Source organism: Pseudomonas sp. SMV71 (assembly GCF_052042015.1).
In the GTDB taxonomy this organism is placed as follows: Bacteria; Pseudomonadota; Gammaproteobacteria; order Pseudomonadales; family Pseudomonadaceae; genus Aquipseudomonas.
In genome coordinates this window covers 1-18,811 of record NZ_JBKGGU010000026.1, presented here as the reverse complement: position 1 = coordinate 18,811, position 18,811 = coordinate 1, and the positions used below count along the sequence as shown (strand labels likewise).

The window sequence follows — 18,811 nt, the reverse complement described above, 5'->3', positions numbered from 1 at the left end:
CTGCGATCCTCGTCGATGTTTTGCCAAAGCAACAAGTGGGCCATACTGCCCACCGTTTCCGGGAGATCTGAAGGTGGCGTATGACAGATAATTGGATGGCGGCATTGGGTTGCGTGCTGGGCCTGTGGTTGTCGGCTACAACCGCCAGTGCCGCATCGGCGCCGCCGTTGAGCGAAGTCAAAGTGCTCAAGGTCGAATCGCCGGCCTGTGGCTTCGAGGACATTGCCCCGGGGCAAGCGCAGACCCGTTGTAATCACAGTGGCTCGAATATCAAGGTCTACGTGCTGGAGGTCGGCTATGGGCGCCAGCCGCATGTCACCCTGGATGGTTTTGAAGTCGACGGTACCCGCTCGCCGGTGTGCGCGTTCAGCAATGGCAATCTCAACGATTGTTCCACCCAAACCAAAATCGTCGGCTACCTGTATGTCTTCGACCTGAAGGGCAAGCAGGAAGGTACGTTCAGCTTCAGCAATGTCTCGATCAATGCGCCGGGCAATCGGATGTCCACCGAGTTGTACATCAAGTGATGGCGTCTGCCTGACACCGACGCAGTCCGGCAAACGTGACTAGGCTGTGTGCGAAATAGTTTGAAACGCAGGTTAGGCAAGGCAAAAACCGGCGAGGAACGGCCGGGGTCGCGCTCGACTTGACTGGTTGTCAATGAGCATTCCGATCGGACTCGCGCACGAGCCGGTTTTTAACGCCGCCTAACCAAGTTTCAAGCTATTTCGTACATAGCCTAGGCTTTGAGGAACACCCCAGCGGAGAGAGCCCATGATTCCCGGAACCAAGATCCCCCGAGCCCTGATTGCCGCCGCCGAAGGTGTCGACGACTTGCAGACCGTGACCCTGATCGATGTGCTGCGCCGGGCCCAGGTAGAAGTGGTGGTGGCGAGCATCGAAGGGCGGCGCATGCTCACCTGTGCCCGCGGCACGCGCCTGACCGCCGACGGCATGTTGGTGGACCTGCTGGCACAGGACTTCGACCTGATCGTCCTGCCCGGCGGCATCATCGGCGCCCAGCACCTGGCGGCGCATCAGCCGTTGCAGCAACTGATCAAGGATCAGGCCGCCGCCGGCCGTTTCTTCGCCGCCATCGCCGAAGCCCCGGCCCTGGCCTTGCAGGCGTTCGGCGTGCTGCGCCAACGACGCATGACCTGCCTTCCGGCGGTGAGCCAGCAGTTGGCCGGTTGCAGCTTCGTCGATCAACCCGTGGTGGTGGACGGCAACTGCATCACCGCCCAAGGCTCGGCCGCCGCCCTGGCGTTTGCCCTGACGCTGGTGGAGCAGCTCAGCGGCAAGGGCGTACGCAGTGTCGTGGCGGCGGAGTTGTTGGCCTGACGGACCTCAAGCGTGTAGTGGGAAGGGTTCGATCAGCGGTTGTTCGCGCTGCTCGGCTTGCCACAGATCGTAGTCGGTCTGGACGCCCAACCAGACCCTGGCCTTGCCGATCCCGGCACGCTCCAGGCGCACGGCCAGATCGGGGCTGATGGGCGCGTGACCGTGCAACACTCGGGAAAGATGAGGCCGGGCGAAGCCCAAATGTCGGGCCAGTTCGGTGACCGTGATGCCCAATTCGGGTAACACGTCCGTCAGCAATGTTTCGCCAGGGTGTGGCGGATTGTGCATGGGCATGTTCCAGCCTCCTGATCAGTGGTAGTCCAGATAATCGACCAGGTCGATATCGGATCCGATAAAACGGAAAATCATCCGCCAGTTTCCTGAGACGCTGAGCGACCAGTCATCGGTCAGCTCACCCCTGAGCGGATGCAATCGCCATCCAGGAATGTCCAGGTCGTGCGGAGCCTGCGCCCGATCCATGAACTGGAGCATGCGAGCCAGGCGTTTGCCATGGTCGGCCCGGATACCACGGGTTGAACCCGTTTCATAGAAGATCCTGAGGCCTTTGTGCTGGAAGGATTTAATCATGGAATCGAGTGTAAGGCGATACATTACACTGGATGCGGTATCTATGTACCGCACAGGCTCGACAAACCTGTGCTTTGCCTGATCGCCCGGTTTTTCCGAGACCTCGCAATCGCCTTGAACGCTCACCTCACCCTGAAGTCGTACCCCTTATGACGGCGGTTTCCCAAAACGCCGCGAGTACGACCAACCGTGAGGTGTTTATGAGCGCGACCCTGTCCGATGCGACGCAGGCGTCCTTTGTCCGTCATCCGATCCGTCTGACACTCAATGGTCAGATGCGCGAGTTGCAGGTCTTGCCCTGGACCACGTTACTGGACCTGCTGCGTGAGCAGCTGGACCTGGTGGGCAGCAAGAAGGGCTGCGATCACGGCCAGTGCGGCGCTTGCACGGTGCTGCGCGACGGCAAGCGGATCAATGCCTGCCTGACGCTGGCGGTGATGTGCGATGGCGCCCGGCTGACCACTGTCGAAGGGCTGGCCGACGGCGACCGGTTGCACCCCATACAGCAGGCGTTCATCCGGCACGACGCGTTCCAGTGCGGTTATTGCACGCCGGGGCAGATCTGTTCGGCGGTGGGCTTGGCCAACGAGGGCAGGGCCCGGACGCCTGGACAGATCAGCGAGTGGATGAGCGGCAACCTGTGCCGCTGCGGTGCCTACAACAACATTCGCGATGCCATCGAAGAAGCGCTGCCGCTCTGCCAGCAACCGTCGGAACAGGGAGATGACCGATGAACCCTTTCCAATACAGCAAGCCCGATACCGTGCAGGCGGCCGTCGAGCTGTCGAGCCCTGTGTCACGTTTCATCGCCGGCGGCACCAACCTGCTGGACCTGATGAAGGAAAACCTCACCCACCCTGAACACCTGATCGACATCACCGGACTGCCCTTGGCTGACCTCAGCGAAACCCCGTCCGGCGGAGTGATGATCGGCGCCTTGGTGAGCAATGCCGACCTGGCCTGGCATCCGTGGATCGAGCGGCGCTATCCGTTGCTGTCCCAGGCGATCCTGGCCGGCGCGTCGCCGCAGTTGCGCAACATGGCCAGTACCGGCGGCAACCTGCTGCAACGTACGCGTTGTTATTACTTCTATGACGCCAGCGTGCCGTGCAACAAACGCGAGCCCGGCAGTGGCTGCCCCGCCCGGGATGGGTTGAACCGGATCCATGCGATTTTCGGCGCCAGCGAGCAATGCGTCGCGACGCATCCTTCGGATATGTGCGTGGCCCTGGCCGCCCTGGAGGCGGTGGTTCATGTGTTGGGGCGGGGCGGTGCGCGGACCATCGAATTCGCCGACTTTCATCGCCTGCCCGGCGATGCCCCGCAGCGAGACAACCAACTGGCCGATGATGAGTTGATCACCGGTATCGAGTTGCCCGCCGCTGGTTTCGCTGAACATAGTCATTACCTGAAGATCCGCGACCGAGCGTCCTACGCCTTTGCGTTGGTCTCCGTGGCGGCCGCGTTGGAACTCGATGGACCGGTGATCCGCCAAGCACGTCTGGTTCTCGGCGGTGTAGCACACAAGCCGTGGCGGGACCGGGCCGTGGAGAGCTGGCTGACCGGGCAGACCGTCAGCCGCGAGACCTTCACCACCGCCGCCGATGCGCTGTTGCAGAATGCCGAGCCGCTGGCGCACAACGGTTTCAAGGTCAGGCTGGCGCGCCGTGCGGTGATCCGCGCCTTGGGTGATGCGGCACTGTCGGGAGGGCAAGCCTGATGAACGTTTCAAGCAAAACCATAGGGCAGCCGCTGGACCGGGTCGACGGTCTGCTCAAGGTAACAGGCCAGGCCCGTTATGCCGCTGAATATCCCGAGGACGGCCTGCTGCATGGCAGCGTCGTGTCCGGCAGCGTCGCTCGCGGTCGCGTGCTGCGCATCGATGCCTCCCGCGCCTTGGCGTTGCCCGGTGTGATTGCGGTGATCGACCATACCAACCGGCCACGGATCGCCAGCTACGACGAACCCTACCAGGATGCCGACGCAGCGGACGGTTCGCCGTTCCGGCCGCTGTACAACGATCAGGTGCTCTACAGCGGCCAGCCTTTGGCCCTGGTGGTCGCGGAAAATCTTGAGCTGGCGCGCTATGCCGGTTCGCTGGTTGAAATCGAATACGAGGTTCAGGACCATCAGACCGATCTGACGATCCTGCAAAACGAAGCCCATCCGGCGCCGGCCGAATTGCCCAAGCCTCGTGGGAATTTTCAGGGCGAATACGCCAGTGCGGCGTTGAATGTGGATGTGTCCTACAGCACCCCCATCGAACACCACAACCCGATGGAGCCGCACGCTTCCACCGTGCTCTACCAGCCTGACGGCAGCCTGCACATCCACGACAAGACCCAGGGCACGCAGAACTGTCAGTCGTACATACAGAAAGTCTTCGGTCTTGAGAAAGAACAGGTGCGGGTGTTTGCCGCGTTTGTCGGCGGCGCCTTCGGTTCCGGCCTGCGGCCGCAATACCAGCTGCCGTTGGCGGTGATGGCGGCGCTGGCGCTCAAACGCTCGGTGCGGGTCAGCCTGACGCGCCAGCAGATGTTTACCTTCGGCTATCGTCCGCGGACCTTCCAGCACTTGCGCTTGGGCGCCGCGGCCAACGGGCGCTTGCTGGCGTTGGCCCACAGCGCCGTCGGCCAGACTTCGCGTTTCGAGGATTTCACCGAGCACGTGGTGGAGTGGAGTGGCATGCTCTATCACTGCGACAACGTGGAACTGACCTACAAGCTGGCGCCCTTGGACGTCTACACGCCGTTGGACATGCGTGCTCCCGGTGCCGCCCTCGGCTTGATCGGCCTGGAATGCGCCATGGACGAGCTGGCGTGCGCGTTGGCGATCGATCCGGTTCAACTGCGCTTGATCAATTACGCCGAACGCAACGAGAACGAAGGCAAGCCGTATTCCAGCAAGGCGCTGCGCGAATGCTACGCCGAAGGCGTACTTCGCTTTGGCTGGGACAAGCGCAACCCGGAACCGCGCAGCATGCGTGAAGGCCGGCAACTGGTGGGTTGGGGCATGGCCGGCGGTGTGTGGGAGGCCATGCAGCAAAAGGCCAGTGCCCGCGCCTCATTGGATGCGAACGGCAAGCTCACGGTCAGCAGTGCTACGACCGACATCGGCACTGGCACTTACACAGTCATGACCCAGATCGCCGCCGAGGCGTCAGGCGTTCCCCTTGAGAACGTGACCTTTGTCCTCGGTGATTCATCCTTGCCGACTGCGCCCTTGCAGGGCGGATCGTTCACTGTTTCCTCCGTGGGCACCGCCGTGCAGCAGGCCTGCGAGGCCTTGAAGGAAAAGCTGTTGGCCGTGGCCCGGCAGACTTGCCCGGCCTTTAGCGGTGCGACCATCGAGCAAGTGACCTTCGCCGATGGCCAACTACGCCTGGGCGAGGCCAGTGTGGCGTTGGCCGAGCTGGCGCAAAACAGCGGGGAGACGCCCTTGCAGGCTGAGGTCACGGCTGGACCGGACGACAAACGCCAAGCCTACGCCACTGCCACACACTCGGCGGTGTTCGTCGAGGTCCGCGTGGATGAAGACCTCGGCACCGTGAAGGTTCATCGGGTGGTCAGCGCTATCGCTGCCGGACGAGTGATCAATCCCAAGACCGCCCGCAGCCAGATCCTCGGCGGCGTAGTGTGGGGCATCGGCATGGCTCTGCACGAAGAAACCCTGACCGATCATGGCCTGGGTCGGCACATGAACCACAACCTGGCCGAGTACCATGTGCCGGTCAACGCTGACATTGGCGAAATCGAGGTGATTTTCGTCGAGGAACACGACGAGATCGTCAACGCGCTGGGGTCCAAGGGCGTGGGTGAAATCGGCATCGTCGGGGTTGCGGCAGCGGTAGCGAATGCGATTTACCATGCCACCGGCAAGCGGGTGCGGGAGTTTCCCATCACCCTCGACAAGTTGCTTTAGGCTTGTAGGAAAAGTGCCTGCGCGACGATCATGCTGCGTTGAAAACAGGCTCGGAATGCTCATTTACAACCAGTAAACTCCGCTTCCTCGCCTGTTTTCGCCTTGCCTGATCGCCGCTCGGCGACTTTTCGTACAACCCTAGGCTTTCGTCGCTTCCGGCGCCTCGTGCACCGGCTCATGCATCCGGTCGCGGTTGGCCAGGGTCGGGAACAGCTTGATCCAGACCCCGGTCACCAGCAGCGTGCCGATCCCGCCCATGACCACCGCCGGCACGGTGCCGAACCAGTGGGCGGTGAGGCCGGACTCGAACTCGCCCAGCTGGTTCGACGCGCCAATGAACAGGCCATTCACCGCGCTGACCCGCCCGCGCATTTCATCCGGTGTTTCCAATTGCACGAACGAGGCGCGGATCACCATGCTGATCATGTCCGCCGCGCCCAGCACCACCAGCACCGCCAGTGAGAACCAGAACGAAGTGGAGAGACCGAAGGCAATGGTGGCGACGCCGAACACACCCACGGCGGTGAACATCACCCGACCCACCTTGCGCTCCACGGCGAACCGCGCCAACCACAGCGACATCAACAAGGCCCCGACCGCCGGCGCCGAGCGCAACAGGCCCAGGCCCCAGGGACCGGTCAGCAGGATGTCCTTGGCGAACACCGGCAGCAGGGCCGTCGCGCCGCCGAGCAACACCGCGAACAGGTCCAGGGAGATCGCCCCGAGAATGTCTGGCCGGCTGCGGATGAAGCGAATCCCGGCGAGCAATGAATCCAGGGTCGCCTTGCCTTTGTTCAACGGGGTTTGCCGGGCCGGCAGGTTGAGCATCAGGCAACAGGCAATGACATAGAGCAGCACAGTCGGTCCATAGACCCAGACGCTGCCGAAGGCATAGAGCAATCCCCCGAGTGCCGGGGCGACGATGGTGGCCGATTGCTGGGCCGATTGCGCGGCGGCCACCGCCCTGGGAAACAGCGCGGCGGGCACGATACTCGGCAGCAGCGCCTGGGTGGTCGGCATCTCGAAGGAGCGGGCCGCGCCCAGCAAAAACGCGAGGATGAAGATCATTTCCCGGGTGACCTGATCGGTGGCGCTGCCGATCACCAGCGCCAGGGCAATCAACGCCTGCAACGACTGGCAGATCGCCGCGACCCTGCGCCGGTCATAACGGTCGGCGACGTGCCCGGTGTGGAGCATGAACAGCACGCGCGGCGCGAACTCCACCAAGCCGACGAGGCCGAGGTCCAGCACGTTGCCGGTCAGTTGATAGAGGTTCCAGCCAATGGCCACGGTGAGCATCTGGAAGCCGCTGGCGGTGAAGATCCGCGCCAGCCAGAAGGCAATGAAAGGGCGGTGGTGACGGAGCAGCAACGGCGCTTGGCTTGGCATCTATGATGGGTCCGGTGATGAAGGCATCGAGATTATCACCGAGCTGTAACCAAGAGGTACGACCACTGGAAAAATAGTTAGCCAAACATCGATATCCGGTGTTCCGCATACTTGGGCCAGGGAGCTTGCTCCCGCCGGGCTGCGTAGCGGACTTGAAATCTTGCGACTGCTGAGCAGTCGAGCGGGAGCAAGCTCCCTCGCCACAGGTGCGCGTGCCATTGACCGGTAACCGCACTGAGACAACCTGTCACGCGACAAAAGACCACGCCGTTCATCGGCAATAATCCGACTACTCTTTACGCATTGCTTGACCCAGATCAATTCCCTTTTGGGCGCTGAACTGGCGGCCATCCGGCCAGCATCCTGCGTGGTAACGGTTTTAAAAAGAACGATTTGAAAAGCATTGCACTCCATATCACTGGGGCCGTGATGCAGGCCCCACCCGCAGCCGGTTTTACCTGACAGAGGAAGACTTATGTTCGGTTTGGAGGCGCTCGATCTCGCCCGAATCCAGTTCGCGTTCACCATCTCGTTCCACATCCTGTTCCCGGCCATCACCATTGGCCTGGCGAGTTACCTGGCGGTGCTCGAGGGCCTGTGGCTCAAGACCCGCGATGACACCTACCGCGATCTGTACCATTTCTGGTCGAAGATCTTCGCCGTCAACTTCGGCATGGGCGTGGTCTCCGGGTTGGTGATGGCTTATCAGTTCGGCACCAACTGGAGTCGCTTCTCGGACTTCGCCGGCGCGGTCACCGGGCCGCTGCTGACTTACGAAGTGCTCACGGCGTTCTTCCTCGAAGCCGGTTTCCTCGGTGTGATGCTGTTCGGCTGGAATCGCGTCGGTCGCGGCCTGCACTTCTTTTCCACGGTCATGGTGGCGATCGGCACCTTGATCTCGACCTTCTGGATCCTGTCTTCCAACAGTTGGATGCAGACCCCCCAAGGCTATGAAATCGTAGATGGCCGGGTGATACCGGTGGACTGGTTGGCGGTGGTGTTCAACCCCTCGTTCCCGTATCGCCTGCTGCACATGTCCACCGCAGCGTTCGTTGCCACGGCGTTCTTCGTTGGCTCGTCGGCAGCCTGGCATTTGCTGCGCGGGCGTGACAACCCTGCCGTTCGCCGCATGCTGTCGATGGCGATGTGGATGGCCTTGATCGTCGCGCCGATACAGGCCGTGATCGGCGATTTCCACGGTCTCAATACCCTCAAGCATCAACCGGCGAAAATCGCCGCCATCGAAGGCCACTGGGAAAACGTCGGCAATGAGCCGACCCCGTTGATCCTGTTCGGGCTGCCGGACATGCAGGCCGAGAAGACCCGCTTCGCCGTGGAAATTCCTTACCTGGGCAGCCTGATCCTGACCCACAGCCTGGACAAGCAGGTGCCGGCCCTCAAGGAATTCCCACCTGAAGACCGGCCCAATTCGACCATCGTGTTCTGGTCGTTCCGGGTCATGGTCGGCCTCGGGCTGCTGATGATTTTCACCGGCCTGTGCAGCTTGTGGCTGCGCCGCAACGACCGGATCTTCCAGTCCCGACCATTCCTGCACCTGGTGCTGTGGATGGGGCCGTCCGGGCTGATCGCGATCCTGGCCGGCTGGTTCACCACGGAAATCGGCCGCCAGCCCTGGGTCGTCTATGGCCTGATGCGCACGGCCGACGCGTCGTCCGGCCACAGCCTCGCCCAGATGAGCATCACCCTGGTGCTGTTCGTGGTGGTGTATTTCGCGCTGTTCGGCGCCGGCCTGAGCTACATGATGCGCCTGGTGCGCAAGGGGCCGGTGGCCCACGAGGCCGAGCCGACCGATGGCGGTCCGGGCCAGAAACGCACCCCGGCCCGTCCATTGTCGGCCGCCAACGAAGGCGACGACGAAGCCGACCACAACGACCGCTCGAACAAGGGGAATTGAGCCATGGGTATTGATCTTCCGCTGATCTGGGCCGTGGTCATCATCTTCGGCATCATGATGTACGTGATCATGGACGGCTTCGACCTGGGGATCGGCATTCTCTTCCCCTTCGTCAAGGGCGAGCGCGACCGCGATGTGATGATGAACACCGTGGCGCCAGTCTGGGACGGTAACGAGACCTGGCTGGTGCTGGGCGGTGCCGGCCTGTTCGGGGCGTTCCCGCTGGCCTATTCGGTGGTGCTGTCGGCACTGTACCTGCCGCTGATCCTGATGCTCATCGGCCTGATCTTCCGTGGCGTGGCCTTCGAATTCCGGTTCAAGGCCAAGGCCGAGAAACGCCACCTCTGGGACAAGGCGTTCATCGGCGGTTCGCTGACGGCCACGTTCTTCCAGGGCGTTGCGCTGGGGGCGTTTATCGATGGCTTCGAGGTGGTCAATCGCCAGTATGCTGGCGGATCCCTGGACTGGTTCACGCCGTTCACGGTGTTCTGCGGCCTGGCACTGATTGCCGCCTATGCGTTGCTCGGCTGTACCTGGCTGATCATGAAGACCGAGGGCAAATTGCAGGAGCAGATGCATGACCTGGCACGACCCCTGGCATTCGTGGTGCTGGCGGTGATCGGGATTGTCAGCATCTGGACGCCGCTGGCCCATGCCGACATTGCGGCGCGCTGGTTCACCCTGCCCAACCTGTTCTGGTTCTTGCCGGTGCCGATCCTGGTGCTGGTGACCATGTACGGGTTGTTCCGGGCGGTGGCCCGCAACGCCAACTACACACCATTCATTTTGACCCTGGTGCTGATCTTCCTTGGCTACAGTGGCCTGGGCATCAGCCTGTGGCCGAACATCGTGCCGCCGTCGATCTCGATCTGGGACGCCTCGTCGCCGCCCCAGAGCCAGGGCTTCATGTTGGTCGGGACCTTGTTCATCATCCCGCTGATCCTGGTGTACACCTTCTGGAGCTACTACGTGTTCCGCGGCAAGGTGACCCACGATGACGGTTACCACTGATCCACTGCGAGGCGATGAACATGGCCAAACCTGATCTGAAAGACATCGAGGCCGCCGAACGAAAACCGCTCTGGCAACGGCTCGGCTGGCTGGCGGCGATCTGGGCCGGCAGTGTCCTGGCGTTGTTCGTAGTCGCCAGCCTGATGCGGATGTTCATGAACGCCGCCGGCCTGACCACCCACTGATTTCCCATCCCGTTGCCTTGCGGCACGGTTTCAACCCTCCGAAAGGAGGGTTTTTTACAGTGGAAAGATTACTTGCGAGCTATTTACTTGCGAGCTTTGAGGATCACGAATTTCGGGGTCGAGGCCACTTGCTCGACGCCCCGGAACAGCCGCGCCAGCTTGCTGTGATAGCCCAGGTGCCGGTTGCCGACGATGTACAGCGCACCACCCACCACCAGCGCTTCGCGGGCCTGCTGGAACATGCGCCAGGCCAGGAAGTCGCCCACCACTTGCTGCTGATGGAAGGGTGGATTGCAAAGCACCACGTCCAATGATTGCGAGGGTTGCCCGGCCAGGCCATCGCCGGCACGGACCGTCACTTCGCGTTCGCCGAGGGCCGCCCGCCAGTTTTCAGCGGCCGATTGCACGGCCATGTAGGACTCGTCCACCAACGTGTAGTGGGCCTCGGGATTGTGCAGGGCGCTGGCAATTGCCAGTACGCCGTTACCGCAACCCAGGTCCGCGACCCGGGCCTGGCCCAGGTTTTTCGGCAGGTGCGGCAGGAATGCGCGGGTGCCGATGTCCAGCCCTTCGCGACAGAACACGTTGGCGTGATTGAGCAGCTCGATTTTCGGCTCGTCCAGCCAATAGCGGGTCGGGTAGGGCGATACGGCCCGTGTCACGACGGCCGGGGTCGCAATCAACAACCGGGCTTTCTTCACCGCCAGGGACGCCTGCACGGGGCCGATGTAGCGTGCCAACAGGTCTCCGGCGGCCCGGGGCAGATGTTTGATCATCGCGGCGGCTATCACTTGGGCCCCTGGCGCCAGTTGGCCTTGCAGACGGATAAGCTGTTCCTCGAGCAGGGCCAGGGTCTTGGGCACCTTGATCAAGACCCGGTCGAACGGGCCGGTCAGCGGCTCGCTCGCTGGCAATGTCGGGACCGCGTCGAAAGGTTGGCCGTTGCGCACCAGGTTCTTCTCCAGCGCTTGCAGCGCCAGGAACGAATCGCCGCTGCTGAGCACCGCCACCTTGCCGGCCAGGCTCGCTGCAAGGGCGCCGAAGCCGTCGTTGAGAACCAGCACCCGGGTTTGCGGGGCGGGTTGTTGTTCGGCCAGGTACGCGAGCAGGTATTCGTCGGCCGCATCGAAGGCTTGCAACGGTTCGTTCTGCTGTTCGGGCTGGCGGATCAGGTCGAGTCGGGCGAAGGGGCTGTCAAGCAAGGGCATGGCTGGGGGCTCTGGAGATCAACGAAAGTCCCGCGGCCTGGATGGAGGTGTCTGTGCGGGACCGCTTGAATGAACTGCGTCGCGTACAAGCAGCGTCATCATTCAAGTGGAGCCGTAAATGGTACGTTCTTTTTCTGCACATTACTTGCGGGTTTTTCTGCTCCTCGCGGCTGCTGCGTTCCTCAGATCACATGGAACTGGGCTGCCTTGGCCACCGCTGAAATCTTGTTGCTGACGTTCAGTTTTCGCATGCAACTGCACACATGGAAATTCACGGTCCGCTCGGAAAGACAAAGGATCCTGCCTACCTCCGAGGCCGTCTTGCCTTCGGCAGACCAGCGCAGCACTTCGATTTCCCTGGGTGATAAATGATATTTGTGGGTGACAGCGTTGGCATCCGACAGCTTCTTGCTGGCCAGGGCATGCAGACGCTGACTGGCGAAGATGGCGTAGCCGAGGTTGCCATAATGCTCCTCTATATCGATTGGGCAATGGGTCCTTGCGAGGCTGAACAGAATGTAATGGATACCGTGCTCATCATGGATGGCCTGAGTCCAGCCGTGTTTGAGTCCCTGTCGATTAAGTTCGCGCCATAACTTGGGGGCTCGGGCAAAAACACCCTCGTTCCATAAAATCGGCAACGTTGATTGATTGCAATGTGCTATTACTGGATCGTTTGAAGCGTAACCGTTCTGTTCATAGAACCTGTCCCATCCATAAGGGTAATTATTCAGGTTGACCTTACCGGTGTGCTTGTCAGGGCTGCCGAGGTAAGTGGCAAACGCGCAATATTCAAAGCCTTGATTGTTAAAGAAATTAAGGACCAGGCGATAAGCCGCCTGCAAATCTTTTTCGCAGGATAACTTCTTCAGTTGCAAGTCCTTCCACTTGTCCATCGCTTTCTCCTGGGTTGATTCGTCCATGCGGATCCAATCCATGATGCGAAAATTCAGTGTAGGACCATTCCTAACTTCGCGTAGGTTTTTTTGAACAGATTTGGTCGGGGGTAGATATATCTTGAATCATCAGGCATTACAAATGGTGTTGAATTGTATAAGTTTTGTTGATTTATGGCGCGAAAATGCGGCGATTGCTATTAAACCGCCACTAATTGTTCGGTGGTTAAAATACACGCTTTGCGGGACACTACAGGCCTAGTTTTGTTGGAGTGGCCCATGACCGATAGCGAAGAAAAGTTCACCCGCCAAACCCTGCTCGACGTTCAACCAGTGACCGCTCATCTGTTTACGTTGCGCACCACCCGTGATCGCGGCTTTCGCTTTCGCGCCGGCCAGTTCGCTCGGCTGGGTGTGGAAAAGGCGGATGGCACCACCGTCTGGCGGGCCTATTCGATGGTGTCTTCACCCTTCGACGAATTCCTCGAGTTCTTTTCCATCGTGGTCCCGCAGGGTGAGTTCACCAGCGAGCTGAGTCGCCTGGCGCCGGGTGACAGCCTGCTGGTGGAGCGCCAGGCCTTCGGCTACCTGACACTGGATCGTTTTGTCGACGGCCGGGACCTGTGGCTGTTGTCCACCGGGACGGGCGTCGCGCCGTTTCTTTCGATCCTCCAGGATTTCGAAGCCTGGGAACGATTCGAGCGGATCATCCTGGTGTACAGCGTCCGCGAGGCCCGTGAGCTGGCGTATCAGGCGCTGATCGAAGGGTTGGCCCAACGCGAGTACCTGGCGGAGTACGCCCACAAGCTTCGCTTCATTGCGACCGTGACTCGCGAGGCGCATCCGGGGACCCTCAATGGGCGGATCACTGCGTTGATCGAGAACGGCGAACTTGAACGTGCGGCCGGTGTGGCGCTGACGCCGGAGCATTCACGGGTGATGCTGTGCGGCAATCCGCAGATGATCGACGACACGCGCAAGCTGCTCAAGGCCAGGGGGTTGCAACTGAGCCTTACGCGTCGGCCGGGCCAAGTGGCGGTGGAAAACTATTGGTAGGAGAGTGCGCCCAGGAGTTCAGCGCGCGCCCCTGTGGCGAGGGAGCTTGCTCGCGCTCGATTGCGCAGCAATCGCAAAGAGCCGGGGCCGCTCCGCAGCCCAGCGGGAGCAAGCTCCCTCGCCACAGATCTGAGCGGCCCAGCTTGCTTCTGACGAGGGCTCAGGGCCGCTCGTTCTGGGCCTTGAGCAGGTCGCGGATCTCGGTCAGGAGCAATTCTTCCTTGCTCGGAACCGGAGGGGCACTGGGCGCCACGGCTTCTTCGCGCTTGAGGCGGTTAATGGCTTTCACGCCCAGGAAAATCGCGAACGCCACGATGATGAAATCGATGGTGGTCTGGATGAATTTGCCGTAGGCCAGCACCACTGCAGGCGTGTCCCCCTGGGCGGCCTTGAGCGTGATTGCCAGATCGCTGAAATCGACTCCGCCGATCAGCAGACCGATGGGCGGCATGATCACATCACCGACGAAGGACGAGACGATTTTGCCGAAAGCGGCACCGATAATGATCCCGACGGCCATGTCGACGACATTGCCTTTGACCGCGAAGGCCTTGAACTCGCTTAGCACGCCCATGAGTTATTGTTCCTTGTGACAGATGAGTTTGAGTGGCAGTGTAATTCAGCCAGACGCGTCCCGCTTGAAACGCCCGCTTACAAAGCTTCAGTTATCGACCCAGTGCCTGCCGAAAAGTTTACAAAGTGCCATCAATCGCGCGTGATACTGGGTTCAGTACCGATCCCCCACAACGTTTTTTCTATCGAAGCGGTACGGCTTTTCTATTTAGGTTTTGGATTTTCGAGCACTAGCCTCTGAAGGGCGCACACGGATGCGCTCTATAACATCAGAGGAAATTTCTATGAATACTTCCCTTGGCGGCGGAACGTTTTCCCACCGTCGTGCCCTTTTTGCGCTGACGGCGGGCCTGCTGTCTTTTTCCGTCAACGCCGCGACCTTGACCCGGGATAACGGTGCCGCGGTCGGCGATAACCAGAACTCGCAGACAGCGGGGCCCAACGGCCCGACCTTGCTGCAGGACGTGCAATTGATTCAGAAGCTCCAGCGCTTCGACCGTGAACGCATTCCCGAGCGCGTGGTACATGCCCGGGGCACGGGCGCCCATGGTACCTTCACGGTGTCCGACGACCTCAGCGACCTGACCAAGGCCAAGGTCTTCGCCGCAGGCCAGACCACACCGGTGTTCGTGCGCTTTTCGGCGGTCGTGCATGGCAACCATTCACCGGAGACCCTGCGCGACCCTCGTGGCTTTGCCACCAAGTTCTACACCGCCGACGGTAACTGGGATCTGGTGGGGAACAACTTCCCGACCTTCTTCATCCGCGACGCCATCAAGTTTCCCGATATGGTCCACGCTTTCAAGCCGGACCCGCGGACCAATCTGGACGACGATTCACGTCGTTTCGACTTCTTCTCCCATGTCCCAGAGGCGACACGTACTCTGACCGAGCTGTATTCCAACTCCGGTACGCCGGCCAGTTACCGCGAAATGGATGGCAATGGTGTACACGCCTACAAGTTAGTGAATGCCAAGGGTGATATTCACTATGTGAAATTTCATTGGAAAAGTTTGCAGGGGCTGAAAAACCTCGATCCGAAAGAAGTCGTGAAAGTTCAAGGGCAAGATTACAGTCATATGACTAACGACTTGGTCAGCCATATCAACAAGGGGGACTTTCCAAAGTGGGATCTGTACGTTCAGGTATTGAAGCCTGAAGAGTTGGCAAAGTTCGACTTCGATCCATTGGACGCCACTAAGATCTGGCCGGGGGTGCCTGAGCGCAAAGTCGGGCAGATGGTTCTGAACCGCAACCCGGCGAATGTTTTCCAGGAAACCGAACAGGTGGCGATGGCCCCAGCCAATCTGGTGCCGGGCATCGAGCCTTCGGAAGATCGGCTGCTTCAGGGCCGGGTGTTCTCTTATGCCGATACGCAAATGTATCGGCTGGGCGCCAATGCGTTGCAGTTGCCGATCAACGCGCCCAAGGTCGCGGTGAACAACGGTAACCAGGATGGTGCGATGAACCCCGGCAGCACCAGCACCGGCGTGAATTACCAGCCGAGCCGGCTGGAGCCCCGCGACGAACAGCCGGCGGCCCGCTATAGCCAGACCGCGCTGAGCGGCAGTACCCAGCAGGCGAAGATTCAGCGCGAGCAGAACTTCAAGCAGGCCGGTGACCTGTACCGCTCCTTCAATCAGAAAGAACGCAACGATCTGATCGAAAGCTTCGGCGGCTCCCTGGCGACCACCGATGATGAAAGCAAGCACATCATCCTGTCGTTCCTCTACAAGGCTGATCCTGAATACGGCACTGGCGTGGCCCGTGTCGCCAAGGGCGACCTGTCCCGGGTCAAGGCACTGGCGGAAAAACTGACCGATTGACCGACTGCCAGCAGGGGGTTAACCCTGTGGGAGCGATCCTGCTCGCGAAAGCGGTGGGCCAGTCGGCGAAGATTCGGCTGACAGACCGCAATCGCGAGCAAGCTCGCTCCCACATTGGCTTTGTGTGGTCTGAGGATTTGCTCACCCCCGATTCCCTGTGGGAGCGCGTTTAAGGAGATTTCATGAAGGTCAGGTTTCTATTATCGATAGTTGCGATCTGGTCGGCGGGCGTGCTGGCCGACCAGCCTGTGCCGGCCGACCCGGCTGCCATACGGGAACAACTGCAAAATTATTATTTCGACGCCGCCCGCCGGGGCGACGTGCCGATGCTCGACACCTTTATCGAGGCCGGCTACGCCCTCGATACCCAGGATGAAAAGGGCTACACCGCGTTGATCCTGGCGGCTTATCACGGTCAGGGCCCTGCGGTGGAGCGGCTGCTGTCGGCCGGCGCCGATGCCTGTGCCCAGGACAAGCGCGGTAACACAGCGCTGATGGGGGCCATTTTCAAGGGCGAGGTGCAGATCGCCCGCCGCTTGTTATCCACCGAGTGCAGTCCCGACCAGCGCAACGCGGCAGGGCAGACCGCAGCGATGTACGCCGGGCTGTTCAAGCGTGTCGAACTGCTGGATGCCTTGAAAGCCAAAGGCGCTGACCTGGATGCCGCCGACCCGCTGGGCAATACCGCGACGGATCTGGCCAAGGGTGAAATCAGAATGCCGGCCCCTCGTTGACCTCCGCCTGGGCTATCATCGCGGTTTTTCCCGGGGGTTCAGATGGCCAAGGCAAAGCGCATGTACGGCTGCACCGAGTGCGGCTCGACCTTTCCCAAATGGGCCGGCCAGTGCAGTGAGTGCGGGGCCTGGAACACCCTGACCGAAACCATGGTGGAAAGCGGCGGCGCAGCGGCGCCCACCGGGCGCACGGGCTGGGCCGGCCAGCAGGCGCAGATCAAGACCCTGGCCGAAGTCAGCGTCGAGGAAATCCCGCGCTTCTCCACCGCCTCCGGCGAGCTGGACCGCGTGCTCGGTGGCGGTCTGGTGGACGGTTCGGTGGTGCTGATCGGCGGGGACCCGGGCATTGGTAAATCCACCATCCTGTTGCAAACCTTGTGCAACATTGCCACGCGCATGCCGGCGCTGTACGTCACCGGTGAAGAGTCGCAACAACAGGTCGCCATGCGCGCCCGACGCCTGGGGTTGCCCCAGGACCAGCTGCGGGTCATGACCGAAACCTGCATTGAAACCATCATCGCCACGGCACGCCTGGAAAAACCCAAGGTGATGGTGATCGACTCGATCCAGACGATTTTCACCGAGCAACTCCAGTCGGCCCCGGGCGGTGTGTCCCAGGTTCGCGAAAGTGCGGCGTTGCTGGTGCGTTACGCCAAGCAGAGCGGCACGGCGATTTTCCTGGTGGGCCACGTGACCAAGGAAGGCGCGCTGGCGGGCCCGCGGGTGCTGGAGCACATGGTCGACACCGTGTTGTATTTCGAAGGTGAATCCGATGGGCGCCTGCGTCTGTTACGGGCAGTGAAGAACCGTTTCGGCGCCGTCAACGAGCTGGGCGTGTTCGGCATGACCGACAGGGGGCTGAAAGAAGTCTCCAACCCCTCGGCGATCTTTCTGACACGTGCCCAGGAAGAAGTGCCGGGCAGTGTGGTCATGGCAACGTGGGAAGGCACTCGCCCGATGTTGGTGGAAGTGCAGGCGCTGGTGGACGACAGCCACCTGGCGAACCCGCGCCGGGTCACGCTGGGCCTGGACCAGAATCGCCTGGCCATGCTCCTGGCCGTGTTGCATCGGCACGGCGGCATTCCGACCCACGACCAAGACGTGTTCCTGAACGTGGTGGGCGGGGTCAAGGTGCTGGAGACCGCGTCTGACCTGGCGTTGATGGCGGCGGTCATGTCCAGCCTGCGTAATCGTCCATTGCCCCATGACCTGCTGGTGTTCGGTGAAGTGGGACTGTCGGGCGAAGTCCGCCCCGTGCCCAGCGGGCAGGAGCGGCTCAAGGAAGCGGCCAAGCACGGTTTCAAACGCGCCATCGTGCCCAAGGGCAATGCGCCGAAGGAGGCACCGGTGGGGTTGCAGATCATCGCGGTGACACGTTTGGAACAGGCGTTGGATGCGTTGTTTGAGTAACGCGTTCCCCGTGGCGAGGGAGCTTGCTCCCGCTGGCCTGCGAAGCAGGCCCGGAAACTTCACTCAATTTTTCTGACACACCGGGTTGCTGGGCTTGGTGTTGCTGGACTTGGGGCTGTCGCGCAGCCCAGCGGGAGCAAGCGCCTTCGCCACGGAAGCTCTGGCGATTCAAATCTGGATCAACGCCGCCAGCTCCCGTTCCAGTTCGTCATGATCGGCCAGGTTCAGTTCCACCAGCCGACGCAGATGCGCGATGGAGTCCAGGTCGATATGCTCGCAGACGAAACCCAGGTGGCCGTGATCGTCGTGGGCCAGACGAACCTCCATCTGCACATCCACCTCATTGCTCAGGTGGATGTCGGCCATGAAGGGTTCTTCAGGGTTGCCAAGCCAGGGCTCGGGCTTTTCGATCAGCAGGCCCTTGAGAGACAGGTCCAGCAGTTTCACCGGCCAGATATAGGGCCCCTGGCTCAGTTCAGTCCGTGCATGAAATTCGATTCGTACGAAGCGGCGACGTTCGCTCATTACGCATTCCCTCCGGAGATTCATTGACTATAGACCCAACTGGCGCGTCACCGGCACCGTTCGGCCGGTGGCAGACGAATGTCGGGTATGGCCTTTGCGACGGTTAGCGCTAAACTCCGGTGGCTAACCTTCTTGTCCACCCTGGCTGGAATATAAAAATGACAAACAATAATAGCCTGCTGCGCCATATTCCCTGGCTCTTGCTGGCCGTCCTGGGAGCGTGCGCCCTGGGC

19 protein-coding genes and 1 pseudogene are annotated in these 18,811 nt (G+C 61.1%); 13 read left to right on the top strand and 7 right to left on the bottom strand.

Annotated features, from left to right (window positions below; all coding sequences use genetic code 11):
• Positions 1-80 precede the first annotated feature (80 nt).
• Together ACLEJQ_RS22635 and ACLEJQ_RS22630 are read left to right on the top strand one after the other, a co-directional pair.
• Positions 81-527, top strand: a complete 447-nt coding sequence (locus ACLEJQ_RS22635; protein ID WP_440798634.1) for a DUF4879 domain-containing protein — start codon at positions 81-83, stop codon at positions 525-527.
• Between the two features lie 247 nt (positions 528-774).
• Entirely contained in the window at positions 775-1,341 is a 567-nt protein-coding gene (locus ACLEJQ_RS22630; protein ID WP_440798632.1) for a DJ-1 family glyoxalase III, read from the top strand.
• Between the two features lie 6 nt (positions 1,342-1,347).
• On the opposite strand, the gene ACLEJQ_RS22625 is transcribed toward ACLEJQ_RS22630, so the two are convergent.
• Together ACLEJQ_RS22625 and ACLEJQ_RS22620 are read right to left on the bottom strand one after the other, a co-directional pair.
• Positions 1,348-1,635: a HigA family addiction module antitoxin gene (locus tag ACLEJQ_RS22625; RefSeq protein ID WP_440798630.1), complete on the bottom strand. Its 288-nt coding sequence runs from the start codon at positions 1,633-1,635 to the stop codon at positions 1,348-1,350.
• A gap of 15 nt (positions 1,636-1,650) precedes the next feature.
• Positions 1,651-1,929: a type II toxin-antitoxin system RelE/ParE family toxin gene (locus tag ACLEJQ_RS22620; protein ID WP_440798723.1), complete on the bottom strand. Its 279-nt coding sequence runs from the start codon at positions 1,927-1,929 to the stop codon at positions 1,651-1,653.
• A 200-nt stretch (positions 1,930-2,129) separates the two neighbouring features.
• Here ACLEJQ_RS22620 and ACLEJQ_RS22615 point away from each other — a divergent pair, with 200 nt between their 5' ends.
• The 3 genes from ACLEJQ_RS22615 to ACLEJQ_RS22605 are packed head-to-tail and all read left to right on the top strand — an operon-like array spanning position 2,130 to position 5,850.
• Positions 2,130-2,663 (top strand): (2Fe-2S)-binding protein, encoded by a 534-nt coding sequence (locus ACLEJQ_RS22615; RefSeq protein ID WP_440798628.1) that lies wholly within the window; start codon positions 2,130-2,132, stop codon positions 2,661-2,663.
• Positions 2,660-3,649, top strand: a complete 990-nt coding sequence (locus ACLEJQ_RS22610) for an FAD binding domain-containing protein (protein ID WP_440798626.1) — start codon at positions 2,660-2,662, stop codon at positions 3,647-3,649. The genes ACLEJQ_RS22615 and ACLEJQ_RS22610 overlap by 4 nt, the downstream gene beginning before the upstream one ends.
• Positions 3,649-5,850 carry a xanthine dehydrogenase family protein molybdopterin-binding subunit gene (locus ACLEJQ_RS22605; protein WP_440798624.1) on the top strand — a complete coding sequence of 734 codons (2,202 nt, stop codon included), beginning with the start codon at positions 3,649-3,651 and terminating at the stop codon, positions 5,848-5,850. Before ACLEJQ_RS22610 ends, ACLEJQ_RS22605 begins: the two co-directional genes overlap by 1 nt.
• Positions 5,851-5,988: 138 nt before the next feature.
• Here ACLEJQ_RS22605 and ACLEJQ_RS22600 read toward each other — a convergent pair whose 3' ends face one another.
• On the bottom strand, positions 5,989-7,239 hold the full coding sequence (locus ACLEJQ_RS22600; RefSeq protein WP_440798622.1) for an MFS transporter: 1,251 nt from the start codon (positions 7,237-7,239) through the stop codon (positions 5,989-5,991).
• Positions 7,240-7,714: 475 nt separating this feature from the next.
• Here ACLEJQ_RS22600 and ACLEJQ_RS22595 point away from each other — a divergent pair, with 475 nt between their 5' ends.
• Genes ACLEJQ_RS22595 through ACLEJQ_RS22585 form a run of 3 tightly spaced genes read left to right on the top strand, consistent with a single transcriptional unit; the run spans position 7,715 to position 10,350 of the window.
• A complete protein-coding gene (locus ACLEJQ_RS22595) occupies positions 7,715-9,154 on the top strand; it encodes a cytochrome ubiquinol oxidase subunit I (protein ID WP_440798620.1) in 1,440 nt (479 codons plus the stop codon).
• A gap of 3 nt (positions 9,155-9,157) precedes the next feature.
• Complete coding sequence (gene cydB, locus ACLEJQ_RS22590) at positions 9,158-10,165, top strand: cytochrome d ubiquinol oxidase subunit II (protein ID WP_440798618.1); 1,008 nt, start codon at positions 9,158-9,160, stop codon at positions 10,163-10,165.
• 14 nt (positions 10,166-10,179) lie between these two features.
• Positions 10,180-10,350: a DUF2474 domain-containing protein gene (locus ACLEJQ_RS22585; RefSeq protein ID WP_440798616.1), complete on the top strand. Its 171-nt coding sequence runs from the start codon at positions 10,180-10,182 to the stop codon at positions 10,348-10,350.
• Positions 10,351-10,433: 83 nt separating this feature from the next.
• Here the strand turns inward: ACLEJQ_RS22585 and ACLEJQ_RS22580 are convergent, their stop codons facing one another.
• A complete protein-coding gene (locus tag ACLEJQ_RS22580; protein ID WP_440798614.1) occupies positions 10,434-11,558 on the bottom strand; it encodes a methyltransferase in 1,125 nt (374 codons plus the stop codon).
• A 182-nt stretch (positions 11,559-11,740) separates the two neighbouring features.
• Positions 11,741-12,481, bottom strand: a complete 741-nt coding sequence (locus ACLEJQ_RS22575; protein WP_440798612.1) for an autoinducer binding domain-containing protein — start codon at positions 12,479-12,481, stop codon at positions 11,741-11,743.
• A gap of 252 nt (positions 12,482-12,733) precedes the next feature.
• Between ACLEJQ_RS22575 and ACLEJQ_RS22570 the strand changes: the two genes are divergently transcribed.
• Positions 12,734-13,510 (top strand): ferredoxin--NADP reductase, encoded by a 777-nt coding sequence (locus ACLEJQ_RS22570; protein WP_440798610.1) that lies wholly within the window; start codon positions 12,734-12,736, stop codon positions 13,508-13,510.
• Between the two features lie 160 nt (positions 13,511-13,670).
• Here ACLEJQ_RS22570 and mscL read toward each other — a convergent pair whose 3' ends face one another.
• Positions 13,671-14,084, bottom strand: a complete 414-nt coding sequence (gene mscL / locus ACLEJQ_RS22565; RefSeq protein ID WP_440798608.1) for a large-conductance mechanosensitive channel protein MscL — start codon at positions 14,082-14,084, stop codon at positions 13,671-13,673.
• Between the two features lie 283 nt (positions 14,085-14,367).
• Here mscL and katB point away from each other — a divergent pair, with 283 nt between their 5' ends.
• From katB to radA, 3 genes are all read left to right on the top strand, one after another.
• A complete protein-coding gene (gene katB, locus ACLEJQ_RS22560; protein WP_440798606.1) occupies positions 14,368-15,909 on the top strand; it encodes a catalase KatB in 1,542 nt (513 codons plus the stop codon).
• Between the two features lie 182 nt (positions 15,910-16,091).
• Positions 16,092-16,643 (top strand): ankyrin repeat domain-containing protein, encoded by a 552-nt coding sequence (locus tag ACLEJQ_RS22555; protein WP_440798604.1) that lies wholly within the window; start codon positions 16,092-16,094, stop codon positions 16,641-16,643.
• 42 nt (positions 16,644-16,685) lie between these two features.
• Positions 16,686-18,053: a DNA repair protein RadA gene (gene radA / locus ACLEJQ_RS22550; protein ID WP_440798602.1), complete on the top strand. Its 1,368-nt coding sequence runs from the start codon at positions 16,686-16,688 to the stop codon at positions 18,051-18,053.
• 168 nt (positions 18,054-18,221) lie between these two features.
• Here radA and ACLEJQ_RS22545 read toward each other — a convergent pair whose 3' ends face one another.
• Positions 18,222-18,578, bottom strand: coding sequence for a PilZ domain-containing protein (locus ACLEJQ_RS22545; protein ID WP_440798600.1), 357 nt, complete (start codon positions 18,576-18,578; stop codon positions 18,222-18,224).
• A 158-nt stretch (positions 18,579-18,736) separates the two neighbouring features.
• Between ACLEJQ_RS22545 and ACLEJQ_RS22540 the strand changes: the two are divergent.
• A pseudogene (locus ACLEJQ_RS22540) lies at positions 18,737-18,811 on the top strand (carbon starvation CstA family protein); the annotation flags it as partial.